Origin of the sequence: Lacticaseibacillus saniviri JCM 17471 = DSM 24301 (assembly GCF_001311785.1) — a bacterium.
In the GTDB taxonomy this organism is placed as follows: Bacteria; Bacillota; Bacilli; order Lactobacillales; family Lactobacillaceae; genus Lacticaseibacillus; species Lacticaseibacillus saniviri.
Genome location: NZ_BBBX01000011.1, coordinates 52,025 through 74,130, shown reverse-complemented (window position 1 = coordinate 74,130; position 22,106 = coordinate 52,025). Strand labels below are relative to the sequence as shown.

Genomic DNA, 22,106 nt, shown 5'->3' with positions numbered 1-22,106 from the left:
TGTACACCTAATAGGAATTCGGGGTCAATGAAGGCATATCTTTCGCGAAAATCCATTGGTAGCGCTATACTGATTCCGGAACGCGGAAACTGACTTAATGCTTTTTAAGTTTTTTTAAGCGAAAATAAGCATTTTTTGGTTTTGTGTGCTATACTATGGTCATCAAACCAGAAAAGGTAGGTATAGTCATGGACACAACTGTTGATTACTCTTCAAAAGAATACTTCGACAAGATGACCGCTTATTGGCGGGCAGCTAACTATATTTCTGTTGGGCAACTCTATTTATTAGATAATCCACTTTTACGGCGTCCACTGACCGCTGAAGATGTGAAGTATCATCCAATCGGTCACTGGGGCACAATTGCAGGTCAAAACTACATTTATACACACTTAAACCGTGTGATTAATAAGTATGATCTGAATATGTTCTACATCGAAGGCCCAGGTCACGGTGGTCAAGTGATGGTTTCAAATGCCTACCTTGACGGCACATACTCCGAAATTTATCCACGTGTGAGCCAAGATGTTGAAGGTATGAAGCACTTGTTCAAGCAATTCAGCTTCCCAGGTGGGGTTGCTTCTCACGCGAGTGCACAAACACCAGGTTCTATCCATGAAGGTGGGGAACTCGGTTATGCCTTGAGTCACGCAACAGGTGCTATCTTAGATAACCCTGATGTGATTGCTGCTGTTGTTACTGGTGACGGTGAAACCGAAACTGGCCCATTAGCTGCAAGTTGGTTCTCAAACACATTTATCAACCCAGTTCATGACGGTGCGATTTTACCAATCGTGCACATGAACGGGTTCAAGATTTCTAACCCAACCATCCTGTCACGTAAGTCTGATGAAGACTTAACCAAGTACTTCGAAGGTATGGGTTGGGCACCAATGTTCGTTGAAGGCGACGATGCTGACAAGCTGAACCCAGAAATGGCGAAGGTTATGGACTCTGCGATCGAACAGATCAAGGCTATCCAAAAGCATGCACGTGAAACCGGCGACGAAACAATGCCTCACTGGCCTGTTATCATTGTCCGCACACCAAAGGGCTGGACTGGTCCAAAGACATGGAACGGCGAACCTATTGAAGGCTCATTCCGTGCGCACCAAATTCCAATTCCTGTGGATTCTGCCGACATGCAACACGCTGATTCATTAACAGACTGGTTGAAGTCATACAAGCCTGAAGAATTATTTGATGAAAACGGCAAGTTGATTCCAGAACTCGCTGCATTACCACCAAAGGGCGACAAGCGGATGGCTGCTAACCCAATCACAAACGGTGGGATCGATCCAAAGCCATTGGTATTACCAGACTACCGTGACTATGCATTGGATAACACTGAACACGGTAAGCAAATCAAGCAAGATATGATTGTTTGGTCTGACTACCTGCGTGATATGATCAAGCTCAATCCAGATAACTTCCGCATCTTTGGCCCTGATGAAACCATGTCAAACCGGCTTTACAGCTTGTTTGAAGTCACAAACCGTCAATGGATGGAACCTGTAGAAGAACCTGCTGACCAATACTTGGCACCAAGTGGCCGGATTATTGATTCTCAATTATCTGAACACCAAGCTGAAGGGTTCAACGAAGGTTACACACTGACTGGCCGTCATGGTCTGTTCACCAGTTATGAAGCCTTCTTACGGGTTGTGGATTCCATGATCACTCAGCACTTCAAGTGGATCCGTAAGGCTAGCGAAGAACCATGGCACAAGGCTTACCCTAGCTTGAACGTGGTTTCAACATCAACTAGCTTCCAACAAGACCACAACGGTTACACTCACCAAGATCCAGGTATCTTGACGCATGTGGCTGAAAAGAAGGCTGAATTCGTTCGCGAATACTTGCCTGCTGATGCGAACTCATTGCTCGCTGTTTCCCCACTTCTGTTTGGTTCACAAAATACGGTTAACGTATTGATCTCTTCCAAGCAGCCACGGCCACAGTTCTACAGCATTGATGAAGCAACTGTTTTGGCTCAAAACGGGTTGAAGCGGATCGACTGGGCATCTAACGATGATGGTGTTGAACCAGACGTTGTTATGGTTGCTGCTGGTACCGAACCTAATATGGAAAGTCTTGCTGCAATTAACTTGTTACATGACGAATTCCCAGAATTGAAGATTCGGTTCATTAACGTTGTTGATCTCTTGAAGTTACGGAGCCCAGAAATTGATCCTCGTGGCTTCAGTGACGAAGAATTCGACCAGATCTTTACCACAGACAAGCCCGTTCTCTTTGCTTACCATGGCTTTGAAGGCTTGATTCGTGATATCTGGTTCACTCGTCACAACCACAACATCATGATTCATGGTTACCGTGAAGAAGGGGATATCACAACACCATTCGATATGCGTGTTGTCAACGAACTGGATCGCTTCCACTTAGCGAAGGATGCTATCAGCCATGTTCCTGGTTACGAACAAAAGGCCGCTGCATTCATCCAAAAGATGGACGATACGCTTCAATATCACCACGACTACATTCGTCAATACGGCGAAGATATTCCTGAAGTGCTCGACTGGGTATGGAAGCCTATCAAGTAGTCTCGCGTTAATTTCACCTCATCAAATATAAAATGAACTCGCAACGACTAACGTGGTCGTTGCGAGTTTTTTGTGTACAGGCGAGTGTGACAAACCGCTGGTATAGCCCGTGACGGCGCGATGCAAAGAGTAACGTAAAAAGCTTAAAAAGATTATTTGTAGCGAAAACGATATCGTTTTTGCGTAATTATTAGCCAAGAAGGTTGTGAAAGTGTTACGATATTGCTTGAGGTGATTAATATTAAACAAGAAGAGAGCCATGGTATAGAGGTGTTGGGGCGTGCTGCATCAGTACTATCCATCCTGATGTATGTGTCGTATATTCCCCAAATTATGAGTAATCTGCAGGGGAGTTACGGCAATCCCGTTCAACCGTTAGTCGCAATGATCAACTGTATCATTTGGACATTGTATGGATTTTTGAAAAAGATCGGGATTGGCCTATTATCTTTGCGAATGTACCCGGTATTTTTTGGGTGCCATCACATTCTTCACCGCACTGCACTAACGCAGTGGTTATCAGTTGCATATCCCGATTTTGAGGTGTATGTTAGCCTCAAATTAGGGGGCATGGCAGAATGACATATGAAAAAGATTTGCGAGTCGATGGGAAACACGACTTCAAGATTAAGGATTGGGCAACTGCACCCAAGGAATCTGTGGATGAGGGCAAGATCAAGGACCAAATCGCTAAAGATATCAAACAGTTAGCGAAGTACCAAGATCAGCTTTACGCACAGAAAACAAAAGGTGTTCTCATTGTCTTTCAAGCGATGGATGCAGCTGGTAAGGATTCCATGATTAAGCACGTGATGAGTGGCGTTAATCCTGAAGGAACCAGTGTTTCCAGCTTCAAGCAGCCAACGAGCGTTGATTTGAGCCATGATTATTTGTGGCGCATTCACCTGGAAACGCCTGAACGCGGCAACATCAAGATTTTTAACCGGTCACACTATGAGGACGTTTTGATTTCACGCGTCCATCCGGAAATCTTGACCACCGAGTCTATTCCTGGCATTCAGGATCCAAAAGACGTGACGCCCGCGTTTTTGAACAGCGCTATCGCCATATCACTGAATTCGAACAATACTTAGCAGACACGGGTTTTGTTGTGTTGAAGTTCTTCTTGCACCTGTCAAAGGATGAGCAGAAGAATCGCTTTATGCGTCGGCTAGAGATTCCAGAGAAAAACTGGAAGTTCTCTGAAGCGGACGTCAAGGAACGGCAATTCTGGCCAGATTACCAGAAGGCTTACGAAGAAGCCATTCAACACACCGCGACTGAGGTCAATCCTTGGTACGTGATTCCCGCGGACAACAAGTGGTATTCCCGTTTACTCGTGTCAGAAATCATCAATGAACGCTTAAAGGCGATGGATTTGGCTTATCCAACGGTCACAGATGATCGCAAGGCTGAATTCAAGCGAATTTTGACAATGCTGCAAAATGAAAATAAGAGTGCGATAAGGCCCAGACAGCAATCGCGTACTAACTGACTTTGAGCGTGGTGCTACATTTGGCACGAGTGAAAAGTGAGTTAGACGGAGATTGTTGGGCATTGGAGCACGTTTTGACAACGCAACCTGAATCGCATGAGAAGTTGGGACAAAATCAATTCGATTTTGTCCCAACTTTTTTTCGATTGACGAACAATATAGATTAATCGTGTTCCAAAAGGTTGAGAATTCCGGTTAACTAGGATTGATTCAAATCCTAAGTTCGGGATTTATCACCAATCCCTGTTAATCCTCATTCTCAGAGCACCTTTTGTCACAATTTCTTTTTTGAAAATTGATTTGACAATCAAACTAAAATCAAATATAGTTTGAACATCCAATTAGTTTGATTGGAATTTACAGTATTGGAGATGACGCAATGATGGTGATGGATACCCAAACGATTCAGGAACTCATTCCGAATCGGTATCCAATTTTTATATCGATCGTGTGACCGACTTGGTCCCCGATCAATCGATTACGGCCGAGCGTTACGTCAGTGCCACGGACGAGACACTCGCGCCGGGAACCTGGCAGCTGCCATCGACGTTGATTATTGAGACGTTGGCGCAGGCGGCCTCGATTCTGATTTTGAAGTCACCACAGTTTGCCGGTAAGACCGCCTATCTGGCGAGTATCGGTGCTGCGGACTTCTTACAACCGGTGACGGCTGGATCAATTATGGAACTGCGTGTAGACATGACGAAGGTGCGGGCGAATATGGGGATTGTGGCCACACAAGCCTTAGTTGACGGCCAAGTCGCGGTTACCGCGGAGCTTCACTTCATTGTTTCACCCCAAGTCAATGCCTAGGGGCTTGACAGACCGCCATGTTTCCCCTAATACTTTGATTATCAAAGTAAACCAAAGGGGATCGAAATCATGGCACAGGAGCCCACAGTGAAGCGAATCAACGAGAAGCTCATTCGCGTTTACACCAGTATTTTAAGTATTGAAGAAGAAGCACTCAAAAAAGTCAGTTTAATGATTTGAGTATCAAGGAAATGCATACGATTGATGCCATCGGTTTACACGCCCAACCAACATCCAGTGAGGTTGCGCGACGTCTGCGGGTCACCAAAGGCACATTGACCGTGGCGGTGAAGAATCTCGTGCGCAAGGGCTATGTTGAACGCCAGCAGCTGGATCAAGATAAGCGGGTGGTCAATCTCAGCCTGACTCGTAAAGGTCGATTGATGTATCGGGCGCATCAAGCTTTCCATCAAAAATGGTGGCTGGCTTCGTTGATGGATTTGATGCCGATCAAACCAAACTAGTTGAACGCGCACTCGATAATCTGATGCATTTCCTCGACGAGAATGGATAAGTGAGGCAACTATGCACATTGTGACAAGTGCGATGACAGTTCCAGAGAATGTGGTCACCAATGACCAATTAGCAGAGATTATGCCAACATCAGACGAATGGATTCGCACGCGGACAGGCATTCGAGAACGGCATATCGCAACGGCTGAGAGCAACTATAGCTTGGGCTTGAGTGTGAGCCAGCAGCTACTCGCTAGCGCCAATCTGGACGCGACACAGCTCGATTTCATTATCGTGGCAACCATGTCACCAGATTACGCCACACCAGGCGAAGCGAACCGTATTCAAGCAGCCATTGGCGCCAGTTCAGCGTTTGCGTTTAATATCAACGTGGCATGTTCCGGATTTGTCTATGCCATGCACCTGGCGGACAAGCTCCTACAAAACGGCCACTACGGCATCGTGATTGGCAGTGAAGTGTTATCGCGATTGGTCGACTGGCAGGACCGGTCAACGGCCGTTTTATTCGGTGATGGTTCAGGGGGTGTCCTACTCAAAGGCGATGAGGCAGCGGCCCCTGTGGTCGACTTGTTGAGTTTGGGTGACACCGATCTCAGCTTGAAGGCAGGCGGCGAGGACAAATATTTTGCGATGAATGGCCGGGCCGTTTATCAATTCGCGATTCGCGAGGTTCCTAACAGCATTCAGCGTGTGTTGACGCAGGCCGAGATGGTCCCCGACCAAATCGACTGGGTGCTCTTGCATCAGGCCAATGCCCGCATCATCGAATCCGTCGCCAAGAAATTACAGCTACCACCAGAACGTTTTCTACAGAACATTGCCGATTTCGGAAACACCAGCGCTGCCAGCATTCCGATGCTGCTACACCAGGCGATTCAAGCACACACCATTCAACGTGGCCAACAATTGGTCCTGAGTGGATTCGGTGGCGGCCTGAGTGTCGGCACCATGCTACTGCGCTACTAAAAAACAACCATTAGAGGAGATTACAACAATGACAAACTCAGAAGTATTCAATAAGGTACGTGACATTATCGCTGATCAATTGGACCAAGAACCTGAAAGCGTGCAATTGACAACCAACTTTAAGCAAGACTTAGCAGCTGACAGTCTAGATATCTTTGAAATCATCAACGAAATTGAAGATCAATTCGATGTTCAAATCGATACCGACGAACCCATTGAAACCGTGAATGATCTGGTTGAATTCATTACGGCTAAGGCCTAGTGAAAGGACGCGATAAAATGAACGCTTTAACAGCGCGCTTGGGGATCAAGTATCCCATTTTTCAAGGCGGCATGGCATGGGTCGCAGATGGCAAACTCGCCGCAGCGGTCTCCAATGCCGGTGGGCTTGGCATCATCGGTAGTGGTCATGCACCAGCGAGTTATGTGCAGGAGCAAATCGATATTGCCCGGGAATTAACCGACAAGCCATTCGGGGTCAACATGATGTTGCTGTCACCCTTTGTCGATGATGTTCTGGAAGTGGTTTTGAAAAGCAATGTGGCACTGGTGACAACGGGTGCTGGGGATCCGGCCAAATACCTCAAGCGGCTTCAGGCCCAAAATATCATGGTATTGCCTGTGGTCCCATCCGTTGGCCTCGCCAAGCGCATGGCACGCCAAGGCGTTGATGGTGTGATTGCTGAAGGCATGGAATCCGGTGGCCATATCGGTCAGATGACGACGATGACCCTGGTCCCACAAGTTGTCGATGCCGTGGACATTCCGGTGATTGCCGCCGGTGGTATCGGTGATGGGCGCGGACTGGCCGCTGCACTGGCGTTAGGTGCTGTTGGTGTTCAGATGGGCACGCGCTTCTTAACAGCAACGGAATCTCGCATTCATGAGAATTACAAAGCCGCGGTGATTAAGGCCAAGGATGTGGACACCCTGGTGACTGGCCAGTATGTCGGTCACGCCGCCCGTGTGCTCAAGAATCCAATGAGCCGCAACTTCTTGAAATTGGAACGTGAAATTGCTCTTTCCGGCAGTGATGATTTCAAGGCAGTTGAGGAATTGGGCAATGGGAGCCTGCGCAAGGCCGTGCTCGATGGTGACCGCGACGAGGGTTCCTTCATGGCAGGACAGATTTCGGGGCTCGTGAAGCGCGAAGAGAGTAGTGCCGAGATCATTCAGTCAGTGATGGCAGAAGCCAATGCCTTGCTCGATCACAGTGCACTTCAACAACAGTTACAGGTGAATGAATCATGAGTATCGCATACTTATTCAACGGCCAAGGTGCCGAGTCCCCTGCAATGGGGATTAATTTTTACCAAAATAGTTTGATGTTCAAACAAGTTATCGACACAGCAAACGCAGAACTGGACTTTGACTTGGTGGCCTATCTCACAACAGAAACACCATGGCTGCCAGAACATGTGCAACCCGCATTAGTCGCGTACAGTGTGGCCCTATATCAAGCTGTGCAGACGCAATTACCACCTGCCAAGGCCTTGATTGGCCTGAGCTTGGGTGAGTACAGCGCATTGATCGCAAGCGGCATGCTGGGCCTTAAAAGTGGCCTGCAGCTGGTGGTTCGGCGCGGTGAATTGATGACACAAGCGGCCAAGCAGATTGAATCCGGCATGTTAGCGGTGATGACAACGGAGCAAGCGACTGTTGAAGCGCTCTGCCAACGCATTGGACAGGTGTGGCCAGCCAACTACAATACGCCAAAACAATTGGTTGTGGGTGGGCAGCAAGAAGCACTGGATCAATTGCAGGCGGCGCTACTAGAACAAGGAATTAAGAGTATTCCGCTCCCTGTTGCGGGCAGCTTTCACACGCCATTGATGGCCAGTGTGGTTGCACCCCTGCAAGAAGCGCTCGATGCCACCGAGTTTCAGCCCGGGCGTGTGCCGGTCTTGAGCACCACGCAGAACACGCGATTCACCCCACAAAATGTGCGGGCTATCTTGGCCGCACAGGTTGCACAACCGACGCACTTTGTTGATGGGCTGATGCGGCTCCAACAACAAGGCGTCGATACGACCATCGAATTGGGTCAACCCAAGTTAGTCAAGATGGTCAAGCAGAGTCGATTGGGATTCACCACGGCAAGCATTGCCGATCCAATCGACCTGACAAACCTTATCAAACAAAGCGAGGAAACTCATGGAATTAAAGGATAAAGTGGTTGTCATCACGGGCGCCACACGCGGCATTGGTGCCGCGATTGCGACGCGGTGTGCACAAGCAGGGGCGCAATTGATTGTGAATGCGCGGCACGCGATGCCCGAGGAACAACGTGTTGCGTTGCTCGTGTATGGGCAACAGGTGATTGAAGTGACTGGCGCGATTGATGATCCCCAAACGGGTCAGGAGCTGGCCAAAGTGGCGAAGACAGAATTTGGTCGTATCGATGTTCTGATCAATAACGCAGGTATCACCGATGATCAGTTGGCACTGCGCATGAATCCCGATCAATTCAGTGCGGTGATCAATGTGAATTTGAACGGGACATTCAATGTGACACAGCCACTGTTCAAAATGATGATTAAGCAACGTGCAGGCGTCATTATCAATATGGCGAGTGTCGTTGGACTGATGGGTAATATCGGTCAGGCCAACTATGCCGCTAGTAAGGCCGGCGTTATCGGGTTGACCAAGACGCTGGCACGAGAGGGCGCCATGCGCGGTGTGCGCGTCAATGCGATTGCCCCGGGGATGATTGCCACACAGATGACGGCGAGTCTCTCAGAAACCGCACAGGAAAACTTCCTCGAGTCCATTCCGCTCAAGCGGTTTGGCACGGTCGATGAGATTGCTCACGCCACACAATTTTTGATTGAAAATGATTATGTCACCGGCCAAGTGTTGACGGTCGATGGCGGATTGGTGATGTAAGATGACGCAGAATGGAGATGGTTCTTTGCAACGAGTGGTTGTCACCGGCATGGGAACAGTGAATGCCTTAGGGTTAGATGTCAATGAAACAGTGACGGCGATGCATCAGCAACAGGTCGGCATTGCGCCGATCACCAAGTTTGATGCGAGCGAGACCGGTATCACGGTTGCTGGGGAAGTGAAGCATTTCGAGGTTGAACACCGGATGCCCAAGCGCTTAGCCAAGCGCATGGATCTGTTCACCCAATATGCGCTCTACACGGCAATTGAAGCGTATGAACAAGCCGGGCTCAGTGATGAGGCGGTTGATCCTGACCGCTTAGCCGTGATTTATGGTTCCGGCATCGGTGGCCTGACGACGATTGAAACACAGGTTACGCGCATGGTTCAAAAAGGGCCTAAGCGGGTTTCACCGATGTTTGTGCCGATGTCGATTATCAACATGGCACCCGGTGCGATTGCGCAGCAGTTCAATGCGCACGGCACCAGTTATGCCGTGGTAACGGCGTGCGCCTCGGCAACCAATGCCATCGGTGAAGCGTATCGCCACATTCAACACGGCGACGCGGACGTGGTGATCACTGGTGGGGCCGAAGCTTCGGTCAATGAAATCGGGATTGCCGGGTTTGCCGCACTGACGGCATTGTCCCCAGCAACGGATGCCCAACAGGCGAGCCTACCATTTGGTCGCGATCGCAGTGGCTTCGTGATGGGTGAGGGTGCTGGGACCTTAATCCTTGAAAGCCTCGAACACGCTGAAGCACGTGGCGCCAAGATTTTGGGTGAGATTGTGGGCTATGGCAGCACCAGTGATGCCTATCATATGACGAGTCCCGATCCAGAAGGCACGCAGGCCAGTCGAGCGATGCAACAAGCCATCGCGGATGCAGGGCTGACAGTCGATCAAATCAGCTATGTGAATGCACACGGGACCGCCACAACAGCGAATGATGCGATGGAAGCATTAGCGATTCGCCGCGTCTTTGGCGACCATCCTGTTCTGGTGAGTTCAACCAAGGCACTGACTGGGCATCTGTTAGGTGCTGCGGGTGCGGTTGAAGCCATTATGACGCTGGCAGCCTTGCGCGATGGGCGCCTGCCAGTCAATGTTGGTGGTGTCGCTGATGACACCCTCGCCGTCGACCTGGTTACCAGCAATAATCAGCAACAAACCAGTCCTTATGCATTGAGCAACTCCTTTGGTTTTGGCGGGCACAATGCGGTACTGGCACTGAAACGGTGGTGAGCGAATGGATGAGGCAACCGTGATTGCAATCATGCAACAGTTCGCGCAGAGTTCGCTGACCGAGCTCGATTATGCCCACGGTGCGGACCGGTTACGGCTGAAACAAGCGGGAACACCGGCACCAGTAACAGAGACGTCAACGAACGTCATCGAAGCCAACACGCCTGAACCGGTGACAACGACTGACTATCAGGTCAAGGCACCGCTTGTCGGCATCACTTACCTGAGTCCAAAGCCCGGGGAACCCGCCTACAAACAGGTCGGCGATACCGTGGCGGTCGGCGATACGCTGTGCATTATTGAGTCGATGAAAATGATGAACGAGATCAAAAGCGAGCGCGCGGGTATTGTGAGCGCCATTCTGGTCGACAATGAAGCGCTGGTCGAATTCGACCAACCGTTATTTGCGATTAAGGAAACATCGTGAGGAGGCAACTATGTTAGAAGCAAACGAGATTCAACAGATTTTACCGCATCGCTATCCCATGTTGATGGTCGATCGCGTCTTGGAATTAACGGCGGGGGAACGCATCGTGGCACAAAAGAATGTGTCGATCAACGAAGCAATTTTCCAGGGCCATTTCCCGGGCAATCCTATCTTCCCCGGTGTGTTACAGATTGAGGCCCTGGCACAAGCGGGTGCCATCGCGCTGTTGAGCCTGCCTGACTTCAAGGGCAAGACCGCATTTTTGGGTGGCGTCAAAAAGGCAAAGTTCCGCAAATGGTGCGTCCCGGTGATGTGATGCGGCTCGAAGTCACACTCGACAAGCTCATCGATCACGCGGGCAAGGGAACCGGCACCGTCTTTGTGGATGAACAGGTTGCCTGCACAGCAGAATTGACCTTTGCCATCGGGGATTAAGGAGTGAGTGACATGTTCCAAAAAGTCTTAGTGGCGAATCGCGGTGAGATTGCCGTGCGTGTGATTCAGAGTCTGCGCGAGTTGGGCATCGCCTCCGTTGCGGTGTATTCAACGGCCGATCGCCACAGTCTGGCGGTCAAGCTCGCAGATGAAGCGATTTGTATTGGTGACAGTCCAGCCGTGAAGTCCTACCTGAATATGCAAAATATTGTGAGTGCCGCGATTTTGACCGGTGCCGACGCGATTCATCCAGGCTTTGGTTTTTGTCCGAGAACGCGCTGTTTGCCCAATTGTGCGCGGATGCGGGTATTATTTTATTGGCCCCAAGCCTGAAACGATTACCCGCATGGGCGATAAGGCCCAAGCGCGCGCTACCATGGAAGCCTTGGCCGTGCCAGTGATTCCGGGCAGTCATGCGCTCACCACCTTGGCCGATGCACAAGCGGCAGCCGGCACACTGGGATATCCGGTGATGCTTAAGGCAGCCGCTGGTGGTGGCGGTAAGGGAATTCGCTTGCTGGCGACAGAGGCCGCATTACGCGCGGACTTTCCAGCGGCGCAGGGAGAGGCCAAGGCTGCCTTTGGGGATGACACTATGTATCTCGAAAAGGTGATTACGTCAGCTAAGCACATCGAAGTGCAGGTGCTGCGTGATCAAGCCGGGCACACCACGATTTTCCAGAACGCGACTGCTCCCTGCAACGCCACAGTCAAAAGGTGGTCGAGGAGAGTCCCTGCGCCACACTGTCGGCTGCTGGTCGCGCGCATTTGCAGCAATTAGCGCGCACCATTGCGGACGGGATTGACTATCTCAATGCGGGCACGATTGAGTTCTTGATGGATCAAGAGGAACACTTCTATTTCATGGAGATGAACACGCGGATTCAGGTGGAACACCCGATTACCGAATTGGTGACTGGAGTCGACCTCATTGCGTGGCAGATTCAAATCGCGGCTGGCACACCGCTGATGTTAGCTGAAACACTGCCAGTGCTCGGTGCTGCCATTGAGTGCCGGGTTAACGCTGAAGATCCCGCTCGTGATTTTCAACCCGCAACAGGCGCCATTACAGCGCTTCGGCTACCATCGGGATTGGGTGTGCGCGTTGACTGTGGCATTCAAGCTGGCGATACAATCACGCCGTATTATGACGCGATGCTCGCGAAGGTGATTGTGCACGCGGCCACTCGCCAACAGGCCCTCGCAAAAATGCAACGGGCACTGCGCGAGTTTGACTTGCGTGGGTTACAAACGAATGTTGCCTTCCAACAAGCGTTGTTAGCGAGCCCTGCGGTGTTGAGTGGTGACACGACAACAAATTACATCGGTGAGACTTTTTTGACACAATGGCAAAGTGAGGTGGCTGGATGAAGTATCAAGCACAACTATCAACGGCGGCCAGAGAACGTGAGGCCGCGCTGCCGAATAATCTGTGGGTGCAATGTCCCTATTGTGAGCAAGCTAATTATCGCGCGGTCTTGGGCAAGGAACAGATCTGTCCACACTGCGGTTATGGCTTCCGGATTTCGGCGCGCCGCCGCGTGGCCTTACTGACAACGCGCTTCACCCCCTGGGCCAGTGAGATTCTGCCCAAAGACCCGCTGCATTTCCCAGGTTATGCGGATAAAGTGTTGCAGCAACAACCCGATGAAGCGGTACTGACGGGTTTGGCCCAGATCGGTGATCAACAGGTGGCACTGGGGATTATGGATCCCACGTTCATGATGGGGTCGCTGGGCAGTGCGACCGGCGAGCGATTGACCCAACTATTTGAGCGTGCCACAGAGCAACAGTTGCCTGTCATCGTGATTACGGCCAGTGGTGGTGCGCGGATGCAGGAAGGGATTCACTCTTTGATGCAGATGGCCAAATTAGTCAGGCAGTCGCACGCCACGATGCAGCCGGTCTACTCTATATCAGTGTGCTCACAGATCCCACCATGGGCGGTGTGACCGCGAGTTTTGCCATGCAAGGTGACGTGATTATGGCCGAACCGCACAGTATGATCGGTTTTGCGGGCCGGCGTGTGATCGAGCAGACGATTCAACAGCAACTACCCGCGCATTTTCAACGCGCGGAGACGGTACTCAAGAATGGCTTCATCGATCAAATCGTGCCGCGGACTGAGTTGGCGTCACGGTTGCAAGCCTTGTTGAAGTTACATAGGGGGTGACACGATGACACGCGCATATGAGGTCGTGCAAGCCGCTCGTGAAGAGCGCCCATACACGACACAGGAACTGATTGACGGGCTAGTCACGGATTTTCAGAGCTTTCACGGTGACCGCAATCACAGTGATGACCCGGCGATGATTGGTGGTATCGGTTGGCTGGATGACACGCCCGTCACAATCATTGCGACTGACAAAGGTGCGACACTCAAAACTCGGTTAGCAACGCACTTCGGCAGTCCGGAACCATGGGGCTATCGCAAAGCGGAGCGCTTGATGAAACAAGCGGCGAAGTTCAATCGGCCAATCATCACGCTGATCAACACACCGGGGGCGTATCCTGGGCAGGAGGCGGAAGCTAACGGTCAAGGTGAAGCCATCGCCTCACTGCTGTTGACCGCCAGTCTGCTACCAGTTCCCATTGTGAGTGTCTTGGTCGGCGAAGGCGGTAGTGGCGGTGCACTGGCACTCGCATTAGGCGATCAGGTGTGGATGACCGATAAAAGCATGTACGCGATTTTGTCACCTGAGGGATTCGCGTCCATCTTGTGGAAGGACAGCAAGCGTGCACAAGAAGCGGCCGAGGTCATGCAACTGACGCCTGATGCGTTATTCGAAGCGACGGTTGTTGATCGCATTGTGCCAGATACTGGGGTTGATTTTGCAGCTGATTTGCGAGCACGATTGGTGCCAACAATTGCTGAATTGCAGGCGCAATCCACAACAGAACGTCTGGAAACGCGATACGCGCGTTTCAGGCGTTTCTAATCCAACGTAAAGTGAGCGTTAGGTGCCGCTGAAAAGCCACCTAACGTCTTTTTTTTTGTAGCTAATGTTATTTATTGCCACAAACGAAATAACTTGAAAGCGATTGCCATTAGCTGTTATGCTTAGGTTAGTAGACAGAAAGGTGGCATTGATATGGCAAGTGAAATGCAGCAACAGCTCCAACAGTTCCTCCAGACAACGGCGGGGAAAGGTCCTTTTGCAACGATTTATATGGCACTGGAACCCAATCAGTCTGCCGATAAGTCCAAGATTATGTTCAAGAATGCAGCCAAGCATATTGAAGAGGTGATGAAGGAAACCTGGCCAGATGTCGACTGGGAACCTTATGCCAAACAAATGAGCCCATGGGTTGAAGATACACAGGCATGGGATGGCGTCGCACAAGGCTTTGGTTTGTTGACGAATGGGCAACAGACCTATGTCCGGCACCTGAATCATTTTGTGAATGAGACCGCGATGGTCACCGCGACACCGCAGATTCTGCCACTGATTCTCGATAACCAACGGGCATTCAACTTTGACTTGTTGGCGTTGAGCAGTGATCAAATCGCGCTGTATCACAATGCGGGTACTGAACTGACACCGGTTGAATTGCCAGATGACGCACCAAAGACGATGAAGGGCACACTGGGTACCGAATTACGCGGTGGTAGCCTGAATTCTGTTTCTCAGGGTGCGGAAGCCAGCTATCATGGGCACAATGAGAAATCGGCAGAAGAAGAAATCGATTTGCGGCGCTACTTCCAAGAAGTCGACAAGTATATCAGCGATAACTATTCCAAGCCGTTTAAGCGGATGCTGATTGTCGTTGGTTTGCCACAGAATCAGGCAATCTTCCACGAATTGAGCAAGAATGTTTATCTGTCCAACACCTACCAGATTGAAGAGAATCCGGGGGCGTTAGGTGAGAATGAATTGAAGGCCAGAGTGGAAGACTTGCGCCAAAAGATGCGGCAAGATAAGATGGCGCACGCGGTGGAACGCATCGATCGTGCTAAGAGTCAAAAGCGCTATCGTATCGAATTGGGCCAAATTGTGACCGCATTGGTCAATGGGGCGGTTCAAACGCTGTATATTCGCAGCGGTGCGCGGGTCTATGCGCAACTCGATGAGAATCAAAAGATCGATACCAGCAGCGAACAGGGTAAGCACAACAACCTGTTGAACGACTTGGCCGAGCTCACCTTGGAATATGGTGGTGAGGTTCAGCTGTTAAATGTGGATTATTTTGAAGAACCTGTAGGCGCTGTCCTGCGCTACTAAGCATACGTTAAAGCATCAAAAAAGCTGTGATAACCCGGTTTGTGGGTGTCACAGCTTTTTTAGCGCTTGGTGAACATGTAGATGAGCCATGCGATACCAAAGAAGATCCACCAGTAACGAGCGAGAAAGTCCCATCCGTTCATGTGCGGATACATTGGTTTGGTCGACGGCGTTTCCGTGGCAGTGGTGTTCGTGGTATGACCCAAGACCAGCATGTCCAGGGAAATACCAAAGATGTCGGCTAACTTGATGAGGTTGGGCAAATCGGGCGTGGCATCACCATTTTCCCATTTGGAGATGGCCTGACGTGAGATAAAGAGCTGGGCGGCTAAATCATCTTGAGAGAGTGCTTGTTCGGTGCGATACTTTTTGAGTTGTTCGGCAAAGACTGACATGATCAATTCCTCCCTTGTTTTGTTACCTTCAGTGTACGAAGAATGACGGGTTGCAGCTAGGAATGAATCGAGACGGACGGTTAAAATCACGCAACGACAAGTAGCGGTCACGCTTTGCATCCTTGTCAGGTCAACCATAACACGGTTGCGAGGATTGATGCACGTCACGAAACTGTGCAGGGTCAAGAATGAATGCGCCTTCTCAAAAAGACGGGTATAATAAAAGTATTCTAGTGAAATGAGTCGACAACATGAGTCAGATGAAAAAAGTGTTAACGTCAAATGAACGCACTATAGGCCAGAAATTGCGTTATTTAATGGGCTATTATTGGAAGCCATTGCTCTTTGGTATGGTTGTTTTAATTGCGGTGTTGGGTCTTGTGTTTCGTGTCTTTGATCAACGCGATAATGTCGTCGCGGTTGGGGTTTATTCGAGTGCTTACAAGCGCGATGAGTCCAAGGTGTTACAAAAACAAGTGGCTGCATGGACAAAACCACAGACACAGCCCGATCGAATCGGCGTGTTGTGGCAAAATACCGCCAACAGTCGCGCGAGTGAACAGATGAGTGCGGTCCTCACTGCTAACAAACTCGATTTGTTGATTACCGATCCGATTCAATTTAAGGTGATGCAGAAACAAAACGGTGTGGCAGGACTGCCACTCACCGCTGCTCAGACAAAACAATATCAATCTAAATTGCTATTGAATCAAGATGGCCAGGCCATTGGCATCAAGGTTAATCAGGTGCCTGCCCTACAAAAATTAGGCCTCAAACAGCAAATTGTTTTTACAGTGAAACAGGTACCCCACGAAAGACAGATGCGACAGGTGGTCTTGCAACTACTTGCAAAAGACTAACAAAAAAGCGCTGTGACAGCTCTCAATGGAGAGTCGTCACAGCGCTTTTGATATGCAGTTAGATTTAAACGTGCTCCAAAAGACTGAAAATTCCGGTTAGCGCATCTCCGGCAAATCCCAAACCGGATTTCACCGAAGATTTTGCTAATCCTCATTTTCAACCCGTCTTTTGTCACACTCTAAACGTGCTCCAAGGACCAACAATCTCCGTCTAACAACTTTGCACTCGTGCCATAACTGGCACCACGTTTAAAGCCCGTTAGCCTACGCTTGCTAAGCGGTCCTTGTCACACTCTGTCCCCGAATTCCTGCCACATGTTTTCAACCATGGTATCGGCGGTCTTGAGGCTAACGTCATTGACGTATGGGCGTGGGCTGGCCGTTGTGAGCCAGTGAACACCTTCCGTTGGGACGCCCCAGAGGTAGAGCCCACGTTGCATGTGGCCACTTGGGTCGAGCAATTGGTTGGTTTGACGATCAACCGCAATCGCACCGGACTGGAATCGTTTCTCTGTCTGCAGCTGCAGTTCATACAGGCTGGCGTACTTGTCGGTCAATAATTGTTGCAGCAGTGGATTACGGGCCGTTGGAGCGTTGACGGCAGGCACACGCGCTTCGATTAACGCTGTTCCGTGATAGACCTGATCCGGCTGAGTGGTACTGCTGGTATCAAAGAATCCGTGGTCGCCCGTGACGGTCATGCCAGGTGGCAAGAGGGTCACGATACCCGCTTTGACCAGCGCTTGTAATTGTTGAATTCGGATTGCAGGTGGTCCGATGGAAAGAAAGTCATTGAGAGGATTGAACCAACGTAAGAAGAAGTCGAGATACTGATCGTCTGCGAGCAGTTCATTTTCCACGATTTGGCGAATCGGATCACGCATATCGCGCAAGACTTCCAGTGCACTAGTCAGTGGACCGGTCTTTGAGCCCTTTTCGGCTTCGACCGCATCTGTCTTCAGATAATCGACAAAGAACGCCGTGAAGTCAGTCACATCATCGCCCGCGGGATTAGCCAAGTAGGACCAATCGAGGCGGTCTTCTTGCTTAATCGGATATTGTGTCAAACTGTTGTCTGGATCCGCTAAGAAATCTAGTTGGAATTGATCGAGTGGCACGTCTGGATAGTCTGCCTCAATCAATAAGGTGTAATAGATGTATTCCACTTCATGTTGTAGCAGTGTCCAGAAATCTTGACCTGTGATGTGACCGCTCGCTTTGAACCGTTTGATCTGTGAATCGGTCAAGAAGTGCGGTTGCCATTCTTCGCCGGGCCCCTTTTGGTTGCGACCCTTAGCGCGATATGGCATTCCGCGGCGTGAGCCTGCTACAATCTTGGGCTCTTTGCCAGTGGCATGGTAGGTCAAGGTCTGGTCGTCATTCTCAGTGAATGTGCCGCCGCGACCCTGAGTTAAGCGTGCCATGAAGTCAAAGAAGCTGAGCCCAAGTCCGCGCAGAACAACGGTATCATCCTTGGTTAAGCCGCTGAGATCACCTTCACCGGGGAAACCTGGTTGCATGTAGAGCCGGTGGTTAGCTTGCGCGTATTCCATCAGGTTCAACTGGTCTCGAGTTGGCGTGTTTTCAATGTTACCCAGTGCCATGACCGCAAAATCGACAACACTGCTGCCAGCGTTTGTGGTGACGGTGTACTTATCACCGTGACGTTCGATACTGTCGACCGGGGTCTGAACGAAATCGACACTGACGTTGGCTGATTTACGGCGCAACAATTCTTCGTACACCCATTGGATATAGATGCCGTAGAGTGGCCGTGACGCGTAGTCGTTTGGTCCTAGGTGCTTGGCTTCATCGATGAAGCTTTGGGCATGAGGCACGTCGATGGTTTGGATGTAATCGACGGCATAGCGTTGTGCCCATTCGGCCAAACTTGGGCCGGGCGCCAGTGGCCCGTTAGTTTCGACGGAGTTATCATAAAAAAGCGTGATTTGTTGTGATGCTGTATTCATAATTAGCTCATGCGGTTGATCGGTCACCCAAACGCGACCACCGATGGGAAAGGGATCGTAGAGGGTGATATCAACTGATGTGAGCGGGTAGTGATTCTGTTGCCACGCAATGAGGCGTTCAAGAATCAGCAGGCCGCGTGGACCGGCCCCAACAATTGCAAGTTTCATGTTATTTTTTAGCCTCCTTGAATCAATTGCTTTAAGTATAACCTTAAAATTATGAACATTCGAACGATATGCTTTTGCTTTCCCGGATGTTCGTGAGATAATGATGCCAGTGATATATTTCAGTTGTGGAATCGTTATTTAAGGTGGAAAAATGAAAGTAATTGTTGTTGGTTGTACACATGCTGGCACAGCCGCTGTCCAAGAAATTATAACGCATCATCCCGAAGCTGAAGTGGTGGTCTATGAACGCCGCCCCGATATTGCCTTCTTGTCTTGTGGGATTGCGTTGTATCTCAACGGCACAGTGACTCAGCTCGATGAATTATTCACGACAAATGTTAAGACCCTTGAAGCATTCGGTGCTAACGTCAAGTTTGAACTCGAACATGACGTGCTCGACATCGATGCTAAAACTCACGAAATCTCTGTTCAAGACCTCGGAAGCGGTCGGATTACAACAGATAAATATGACAAGTTAATCTACACCGCAGGCAGTTTTCCTGTTGTGCCCCCCATTCAAGGTGTAAGTCTGCCTGGAGTCTTGATGTGTAAAGACTATAATGATGCGCAACGCATCTATGAAACGGCAAAAACCGCTCACTCTATTATGATTGTCGGCGGTGGTTATATTGGGGTCGAACTCGCTGAAGCGTATAGTCACACTGGCCACGAGGTGAGTCTGATCAACGGCGTGCGGCCATTACTCAGTCATTATGTGGATGCCTCGTTGGCTAATCTGGTGCGCTTAGATCTTGAATCGCATGGCGTACAGATGCTGCTCGATGAAGTGGCAATGAAGTTCGATAATGACGGCGAACGGGTCTTTATTCAAACCTCAAAGGGCGAGCGTTATGCGGATCTCGCTGTGGTTTGTGTCGGGTTTCAGCCCCAAACAGAACTCTTGCGTGATCAAGTCGCGATGAATGCGGATGGTTCGATTCACGTGGATGACTACATGCAGACCAGTGATCCCGATATTTCGCGGCTGGCGATGCAGTCGCTGTTCACTTCAATCCGACCGGCAAAGATGCCTATGCGCCGCTGGCTACAAACGCGGTGCGCCAAGGTAACTCGTGGGTCGCAACCTGTTCGGTAAGCGTGTGAAGTATATGGGGACACAGGCAACGAGCGCCCTCACTTTATACGATAAGACATTGGCCGCAACGGGACTGACATTGGTTCGGGCAAAAACCAGTGGCTTCAACGCGGCAGCTGTCACGATGACCGTGAATTATCGGCCGACATTTATGCCATCGACCGTCCCGATTACCATGAGTTTAGTGTATGATAAAGCTAACCGGCAGATTCTAGGGGCACAGCTTTATAGTCAATACGATATCGCCCAATCTGCCAATCTGATTTCAGTGATGATTCAGAATCGCAATACCATCGATGATTTGGCGTATGTGGATATGTTATTTAATCCGCATTACGACTATCCATGGAATTATCTGAATCTACTGGGTCAAGAAGCGGTTGAACAAGCCGATAGCCAAACACAGGAGGACGATCATGAATCTTTGGAATAGCATTGGGTTAATTGCCTGGGTAGTGCTACTCGCTTATCTGATTTTTATCATCATCAACATTCGCCAGCGGCACCTCAAAATGGTGGTGCAAGAACACAAGACGCGGTCGCTGAAGACAACGCTGATCGATATTGCGGAAGTCATCGTACTGTTTGTCGCTGTGTGGGGCATGGTCTGGGTGACCTGGTTGCGTCCAGTTGATTTTACCGATAAAAGTAGTGTGACCATCAAGCATAGCTATAATAATCTGGTGTTAAAAACCGGTGATACCCATTCTTACTTCGTATCAGTGCGTTCAGGTAACGGGAAACACCCAATCCGCTACTACACGTACTGGACCGAGGGTGCGCGGTATCAGATTTCGAGTCTAAACGCGACGATTGCGGATGGCGTCGATCCATTGACGATGAGCGCATCAGCTTATCCATGGTCCAAGAAGACATTGACTAAGATGGATAAGATTACGGAAAAAGCCTACGTGGCCACCATGACAGCAACGTATAAGGATACGTTCCTCAATGGGTTGGGCATGCATGCGGGCAAGACCGCCGACCACTTCTCCTTAATTCGGATTCCAAACGAAACCTTCGTTCAGGTCAATCCGGTTGAGGATCAAGATTAAACAAGAACGTTAAAAAGAGGCTGCAGAATTCTGCGGCCTCTTTTTTAGGTCTGGTCTTCACGACTGAAAGTCATGGTGACAAGACAAAATCCTTGGCAATTGGGTCAAATGCTCGTATGCTTGACCCAAAATCGTTATAGGAGGTAATAGGATGTTTGATTGGCGGGTAAATGAAGCAGAAGAATATTCGCGCGATGCACAGCTTAGTTTTGTTAACTTAACCACGCGGAGTTATCTCACGGTCAGCGGTGACGCACCCGAGCAAACAGCGGATTCGGCTTTCTTGGGTGCAGCACAAGCGCTTGAACAGCTGGCAACGCTCATTAGTCAAGGACCAGAACACGGGATTGAGATTGGTGGGTTCAAGGCTTATCATCCATATCCAGTTCAAGCAGTCTGGTCCGGTGGTTCAGATGCGGCAACACAAACGCATTTCAAACTCTGGCTCAAGCAACCGCTGTTTATCAATCAAAAGATATTTGATGCGGCTATCAAGCAACTGAACTCGACACTGCCGATTGCGTTTGAACAACTCGCTGAAGGCGTTGAAATTCAAACGGCGGGGACCAATGCACAACGGCAAGAGGCCCTGACACGATTACAAAAGGGCATCGAAGCCCGTGAACTGGTGCGCGTTGATCCCAATCAACATCGCGAGGTTTACTTAGATGGTGTGAGTCCTATCGAAACGGTGCTGTACCGCGTTGAAGTGCAACCTAATCGCGGCCAAATCGATCGTGACAACATGGCGTACAATTAAAAAAGGCTGTGACAAAAGACGCTTTGAGAATGAGGATTAACAAGGATTGATGATAAAGCCTGAACTTAGGCTTTGAGTCAATCTAAGTTAACCGGAATTCTCAGTCTTTTGGACGCGACTAATTAATCCTGTTTCTAAAAGTGCTGTGCCAAAACTAATCTGTTTTGGCACAGCACTTTTTTGCCATTGATAAACACGAACAATAAATAAATAAATATCATAAATGTTAAGAAAAGCGTTGATTGTGATTTTTGACGTGGTAGACTTTGATCAACA

At 49.7% G+C, this 22,106-nt stretch carries 17 protein-coding genes and 8 pseudogenes; 23 read left to right on the top strand and 2 right to left on the bottom strand.

Annotated elements, in window-relative coordinates; translation table 11 throughout:
- Positions 1–188 precede the first annotated feature (188 nt).
- From JCM17471_RS07115 to JCM17471_RS07035, 19 genes and pseudogenes are all read left to right on the top strand, one after another.
- Positions 189–2,561, top strand: a complete 2,373-nt coding sequence (locus JCM17471_RS07115; RefSeq protein ID WP_054777356.1) for a phosphoketolase family protein — start codon at positions 189–191, stop codon at positions 2,559–2,561.
- Between the two features lie 234 nt (positions 2,562–2,795).
- Positions 2,796–3,069 (top strand): annotated as a pseudogene (locus JCM17471_RS07110) (SemiSWEET family transporter).
- Positions 3,070–3,139: 70 nt separating this feature from the next.
- Positions 3,140–4,056 (top strand): annotated as a pseudogene (locus JCM17471_RS07105) (polyphosphate kinase 2 family protein).
- 379 nt (positions 4,057–4,435) lie between these two features.
- A pseudogene (locus JCM17471_RS07100) lies at positions 4,436–4,869 on the top strand (3-hydroxyacyl-ACP dehydratase FabZ family protein).
- A 69-nt stretch (positions 4,870–4,938) separates the two neighbouring features.
- A pseudogene (locus JCM17471_RS07095) lies at positions 4,939–5,383 on the top strand (MarR family winged helix-turn-helix transcriptional regulator).
- Positions 5,384–5,394: 11 nt separating this feature from the next.
- Complete coding sequence (locus tag JCM17471_RS07090) at positions 5,395–6,309, top strand: beta-ketoacyl-ACP synthase III (protein ID WP_054777355.1); 915 nt, start codon at positions 5,395–5,397, stop codon at positions 6,307–6,309.
- A 28-nt stretch (positions 6,310–6,337) separates the two neighbouring features.
- Positions 6,338–6,571, top strand: a complete 234-nt coding sequence (locus JCM17471_RS07085) for an acyl carrier protein (protein WP_054777354.1) — start codon at positions 6,338–6,340, stop codon at positions 6,569–6,571.
- 17 nt (positions 6,572–6,588) lie between these two features.
- Positions 6,589–7,560 (top strand): enoyl-[acyl-carrier-protein] reductase FabK, encoded by a 972-nt coding sequence (gene fabK, locus JCM17471_RS07080; RefSeq protein WP_054777353.1) that lies wholly within the window; start codon positions 6,589–6,591, stop codon positions 7,558–7,560.
- Positions 7,557–8,480: an ACP S-malonyltransferase gene (locus JCM17471_RS07075; RefSeq protein ID WP_054777352.1), complete on the top strand. Its 924-nt coding sequence runs from the start codon at positions 7,557–7,559 to the stop codon at positions 8,478–8,480. The genes fabK and JCM17471_RS07075 overlap by 4 nt, the downstream gene beginning before the upstream one ends.
- The gene (locus JCM17471_RS07070; protein WP_054777351.1) at positions 8,464–9,195 is read left to right on the top strand and encodes a 3-oxoacyl-ACP reductase family protein; all 732 of its coding nucleotides are present in this window, start codon (positions 8,464–8,466) and stop codon (positions 9,193–9,195) included. Before JCM17471_RS07075 ends, JCM17471_RS07070 begins: the two co-directional genes overlap by 17 nt.
- Positions 9,196–9,220: 25 nt before the next feature.
- The gene (gene fabF, locus JCM17471_RS07065; RefSeq protein WP_082395250.1) at positions 9,221–10,441 is read left to right on the top strand and encodes a beta-ketoacyl-ACP synthase II; all 1,221 of its coding nucleotides are present in this window, start codon (positions 9,221–9,223) and stop codon (positions 10,439–10,441) included.
- A 4-nt stretch (positions 10,442–10,445) separates the two neighbouring features.
- Positions 10,446–10,868 (top strand): acetyl-CoA carboxylase biotin carboxyl carrier protein, encoded by a 423-nt coding sequence (locus JCM17471_RS07060; RefSeq protein ID WP_054777350.1) that lies wholly within the window; start codon positions 10,446–10,448, stop codon positions 10,866–10,868.
- 10 nt (positions 10,869–10,878) lie between these two features.
- A pseudogene (gene fabZ, locus JCM17471_RS07055) lies at positions 10,879–11,303 on the top strand (3-hydroxyacyl-ACP dehydratase FabZ).
- 12 nt (positions 11,304–11,315) lie between these two features.
- Positions 11,316–11,636 (top strand): biotin carboxylase N-terminal domain-containing protein, encoded by a 321-nt coding sequence (locus tag JCM17471_RS15945; RefSeq protein ID WP_263849450.1) that lies wholly within the window; start codon positions 11,316–11,318, stop codon positions 11,634–11,636.
- A 13-nt stretch (positions 11,637–11,649) separates the two neighbouring features.
- Positions 11,650–12,215 (top strand): annotated as a pseudogene (locus JCM17471_RS15940) (ATP-binding protein); the annotation flags it as partial.
- Between the two features lie 57 nt (positions 12,216–12,272).
- Complete coding sequence (locus tag JCM17471_RS16520) at positions 12,273–12,674, top strand: hypothetical protein (RefSeq protein WP_369395829.1); 402 nt, start codon at positions 12,273–12,275, stop codon at positions 12,672–12,674.
- A pseudogene (locus tag JCM17471_RS07045) lies at positions 12,671–13,476 on the top strand (acetyl-CoA carboxylase carboxyltransferase subunit beta). The gene JCM17471_RS16520 and the pseudogene JCM17471_RS07045 overlap by 4 nt, the downstream one beginning before the upstream one ends.
- Before the next feature lie 4 nt (positions 13,477–13,480).
- A complete protein-coding gene (gene accA / locus JCM17471_RS07040; RefSeq protein ID WP_054777349.1) occupies positions 13,481–14,242 on the top strand; it encodes an acetyl-CoA carboxylase carboxyltransferase subunit alpha in 762 nt (253 codons plus the stop codon).
- A 153-nt stretch (positions 14,243–14,395) separates the two neighbouring features.
- Positions 14,396–15,526, top strand: coding sequence for a baeRF6 domain-containing protein (locus JCM17471_RS07035; RefSeq protein WP_054777348.1), 1,131 nt, complete (start codon positions 14,396–14,398; stop codon positions 15,524–15,526).
- Between the two features lie 59 nt (positions 15,527–15,585).
- Here the strand turns inward: JCM17471_RS07035 and JCM17471_RS07030 are convergent, their stop codons facing one another.
- Positions 15,586–15,921 (bottom strand): helix-turn-helix domain-containing protein, encoded by a 336-nt coding sequence (locus JCM17471_RS07030; RefSeq protein WP_054777347.1) that lies wholly within the window; start codon positions 15,919–15,921, stop codon positions 15,586–15,588.
- A gap of 317 nt (positions 15,922–16,238) precedes the next feature.
- Here JCM17471_RS07030 and JCM17471_RS07025 point away from each other — a divergent pair, with 317 nt between their 5' ends.
- Positions 16,239–16,781, top strand: a complete 543-nt coding sequence (locus tag JCM17471_RS07025) for a hypothetical protein (RefSeq protein WP_147661032.1) — start codon at positions 16,239–16,241, stop codon at positions 16,779–16,781.
- 287 nt (positions 16,782–17,068) lie between these two features.
- Here the strand turns inward: JCM17471_RS07025 and JCM17471_RS07020 are convergent, their stop codons facing one another.
- The gene (locus JCM17471_RS07020) at positions 17,069–18,919 is read right to left on the bottom strand and encodes an FAD/NAD(P)-binding protein (RefSeq protein WP_054777345.1); all 1,851 of its coding nucleotides are present in this window, start codon (positions 18,917–18,919) and stop codon (positions 17,069–17,071) included.
- A gap of 151 nt (positions 18,920–19,070) precedes the next feature.
- On the opposite strand from JCM17471_RS07020, the pseudogene JCM17471_RS07015 reads away from it, so the two are divergent.
- The 3 genes and pseudogenes from JCM17471_RS07015 to JCM17471_RS07005 all read left to right on the top strand — a co-directional run bounded on the left by JCM17471_RS07015 (position 19,071) and on the right by JCM17471_RS07005 (position 21,830).
- A pseudogene (locus JCM17471_RS07015) lies at positions 19,071–20,448 on the top strand (FAD-dependent oxidoreductase).
- A complete protein-coding gene (locus JCM17471_RS07010) occupies positions 20,432–21,070 on the top strand; it encodes an LVIS_2131 family protein (RefSeq protein WP_054777344.1) in 639 nt (212 codons plus the stop codon). The pseudogene JCM17471_RS07015 and the gene JCM17471_RS07010 overlap by 17 nt, the downstream one beginning before the upstream one ends.
- A gap of 151 nt (positions 21,071–21,221) precedes the next feature.
- Positions 21,222–21,830, top strand: coding sequence for a hypothetical protein (locus JCM17471_RS07005; RefSeq protein WP_054777343.1), 609 nt, complete (start codon positions 21,222–21,224; stop codon positions 21,828–21,830).
- The last annotated feature ends 276 nt before the right edge of the window (positions 21,831–22,106 follow it).

What these genes read in the sequence shown, in the direction of transcription:
- accA (WP_054777349.1), top strand. Translation starts at nt 13,481, where the DNA reads ATGACACGCGCATATGAGGTCGTGCAAGCCGCTCGTGAAGAGCGCCCA.
- fabK (WP_054777353.1), top strand. Translation starts at nt 6,589, where the DNA reads ATGAACGCTTTAACAGCGCGCTTGGGGATCAAGTATCCCATTTTTCAA.
- JCM17471_RS07010 (WP_054777344.1), top strand. Translation starts at nt 20,432, where the DNA reads ATGAATCTTTGGAATAGCATTGGGTTAATTGCCTGGGTAGTGCTACTC.
- JCM17471_RS07075 (WP_054777352.1), top strand. Translation starts at nt 7,557, where the DNA reads ATGAGTATCGCATACTTATTCAACGGCCAAGGTGCCGAGTCCCCTGCA.
- JCM17471_RS07030 (WP_054777347.1), bottom strand. Translation starts at nt 15,921, where the DNA reads ATGTCAGTCTTTGCCGAACAACTCAAAAAGTATCGCACCGAACAAGCA.
- JCM17471_RS07020 (WP_054777345.1), bottom strand. Translation starts at nt 18,919, where the DNA reads ATGAAACTTGCAATTGTTGGGGCCGGTCCACGCGGCCTGCTGATTCTT.
- JCM17471_RS07115 (WP_054777356.1), top strand. Translation starts at nt 189, where the DNA reads ATGGACACAACTGTTGATTACTCTTCAAAAGAATACTTCGACAAGATG.
- JCM17471_RS07090 (WP_054777355.1), top strand. Translation starts at nt 5,395, where the DNA reads ATGCACATTGTGACAAGTGCGATGACAGTTCCAGAGAATGTGGTCACC.
- JCM17471_RS16520 (WP_369395829.1), top strand. Translation starts at nt 12,273, where the DNA reads ATGTTAGCTGAAACACTGCCAGTGCTCGGTGCTGCCATTGAGTGCCGG.
- JCM17471_RS07035 (WP_054777348.1), top strand. Translation starts at nt 14,396, where the DNA reads ATGGCAAGTGAAATGCAGCAACAGCTCCAACAGTTCCTCCAGACAACG.
- JCM17471_RS07025 (WP_147661032.1), top strand. Translation starts at nt 16,239, where the DNA reads ATGGGCTATTATTGGAAGCCATTGCTCTTTGGTATGGTTGTTTTAATT.
- JCM17471_RS07085 (WP_054777354.1), top strand. Translation starts at nt 6,338, where the DNA reads ATGACAAACTCAGAAGTATTCAATAAGGTACGTGACATTATCGCTGAT.
- JCM17471_RS07060 (WP_054777350.1), top strand. Translation starts at nt 10,446, where the DNA reads ATGGATGAGGCAACCGTGATTGCAATCATGCAACAGTTCGCGCAGAGT.
- JCM17471_RS07005 (WP_054777343.1), top strand. Translation starts at nt 21,222, where the DNA reads ATGTTTGATTGGCGGGTAAATGAAGCAGAAGAATATTCGCGCGATGCA.
- JCM17471_RS07070 (WP_054777351.1), top strand. Translation starts at nt 8,464, where the DNA reads ATGGAATTAAAGGATAAAGTGGTTGTCATCACGGGCGCCACACGCGGC.
- JCM17471_RS15945 (WP_263849450.1), top strand. Translation starts at nt 11,316, where the DNA reads ATGTTCCAAAAAGTCTTAGTGGCGAATCGCGGTGAGATTGCCGTGCGT.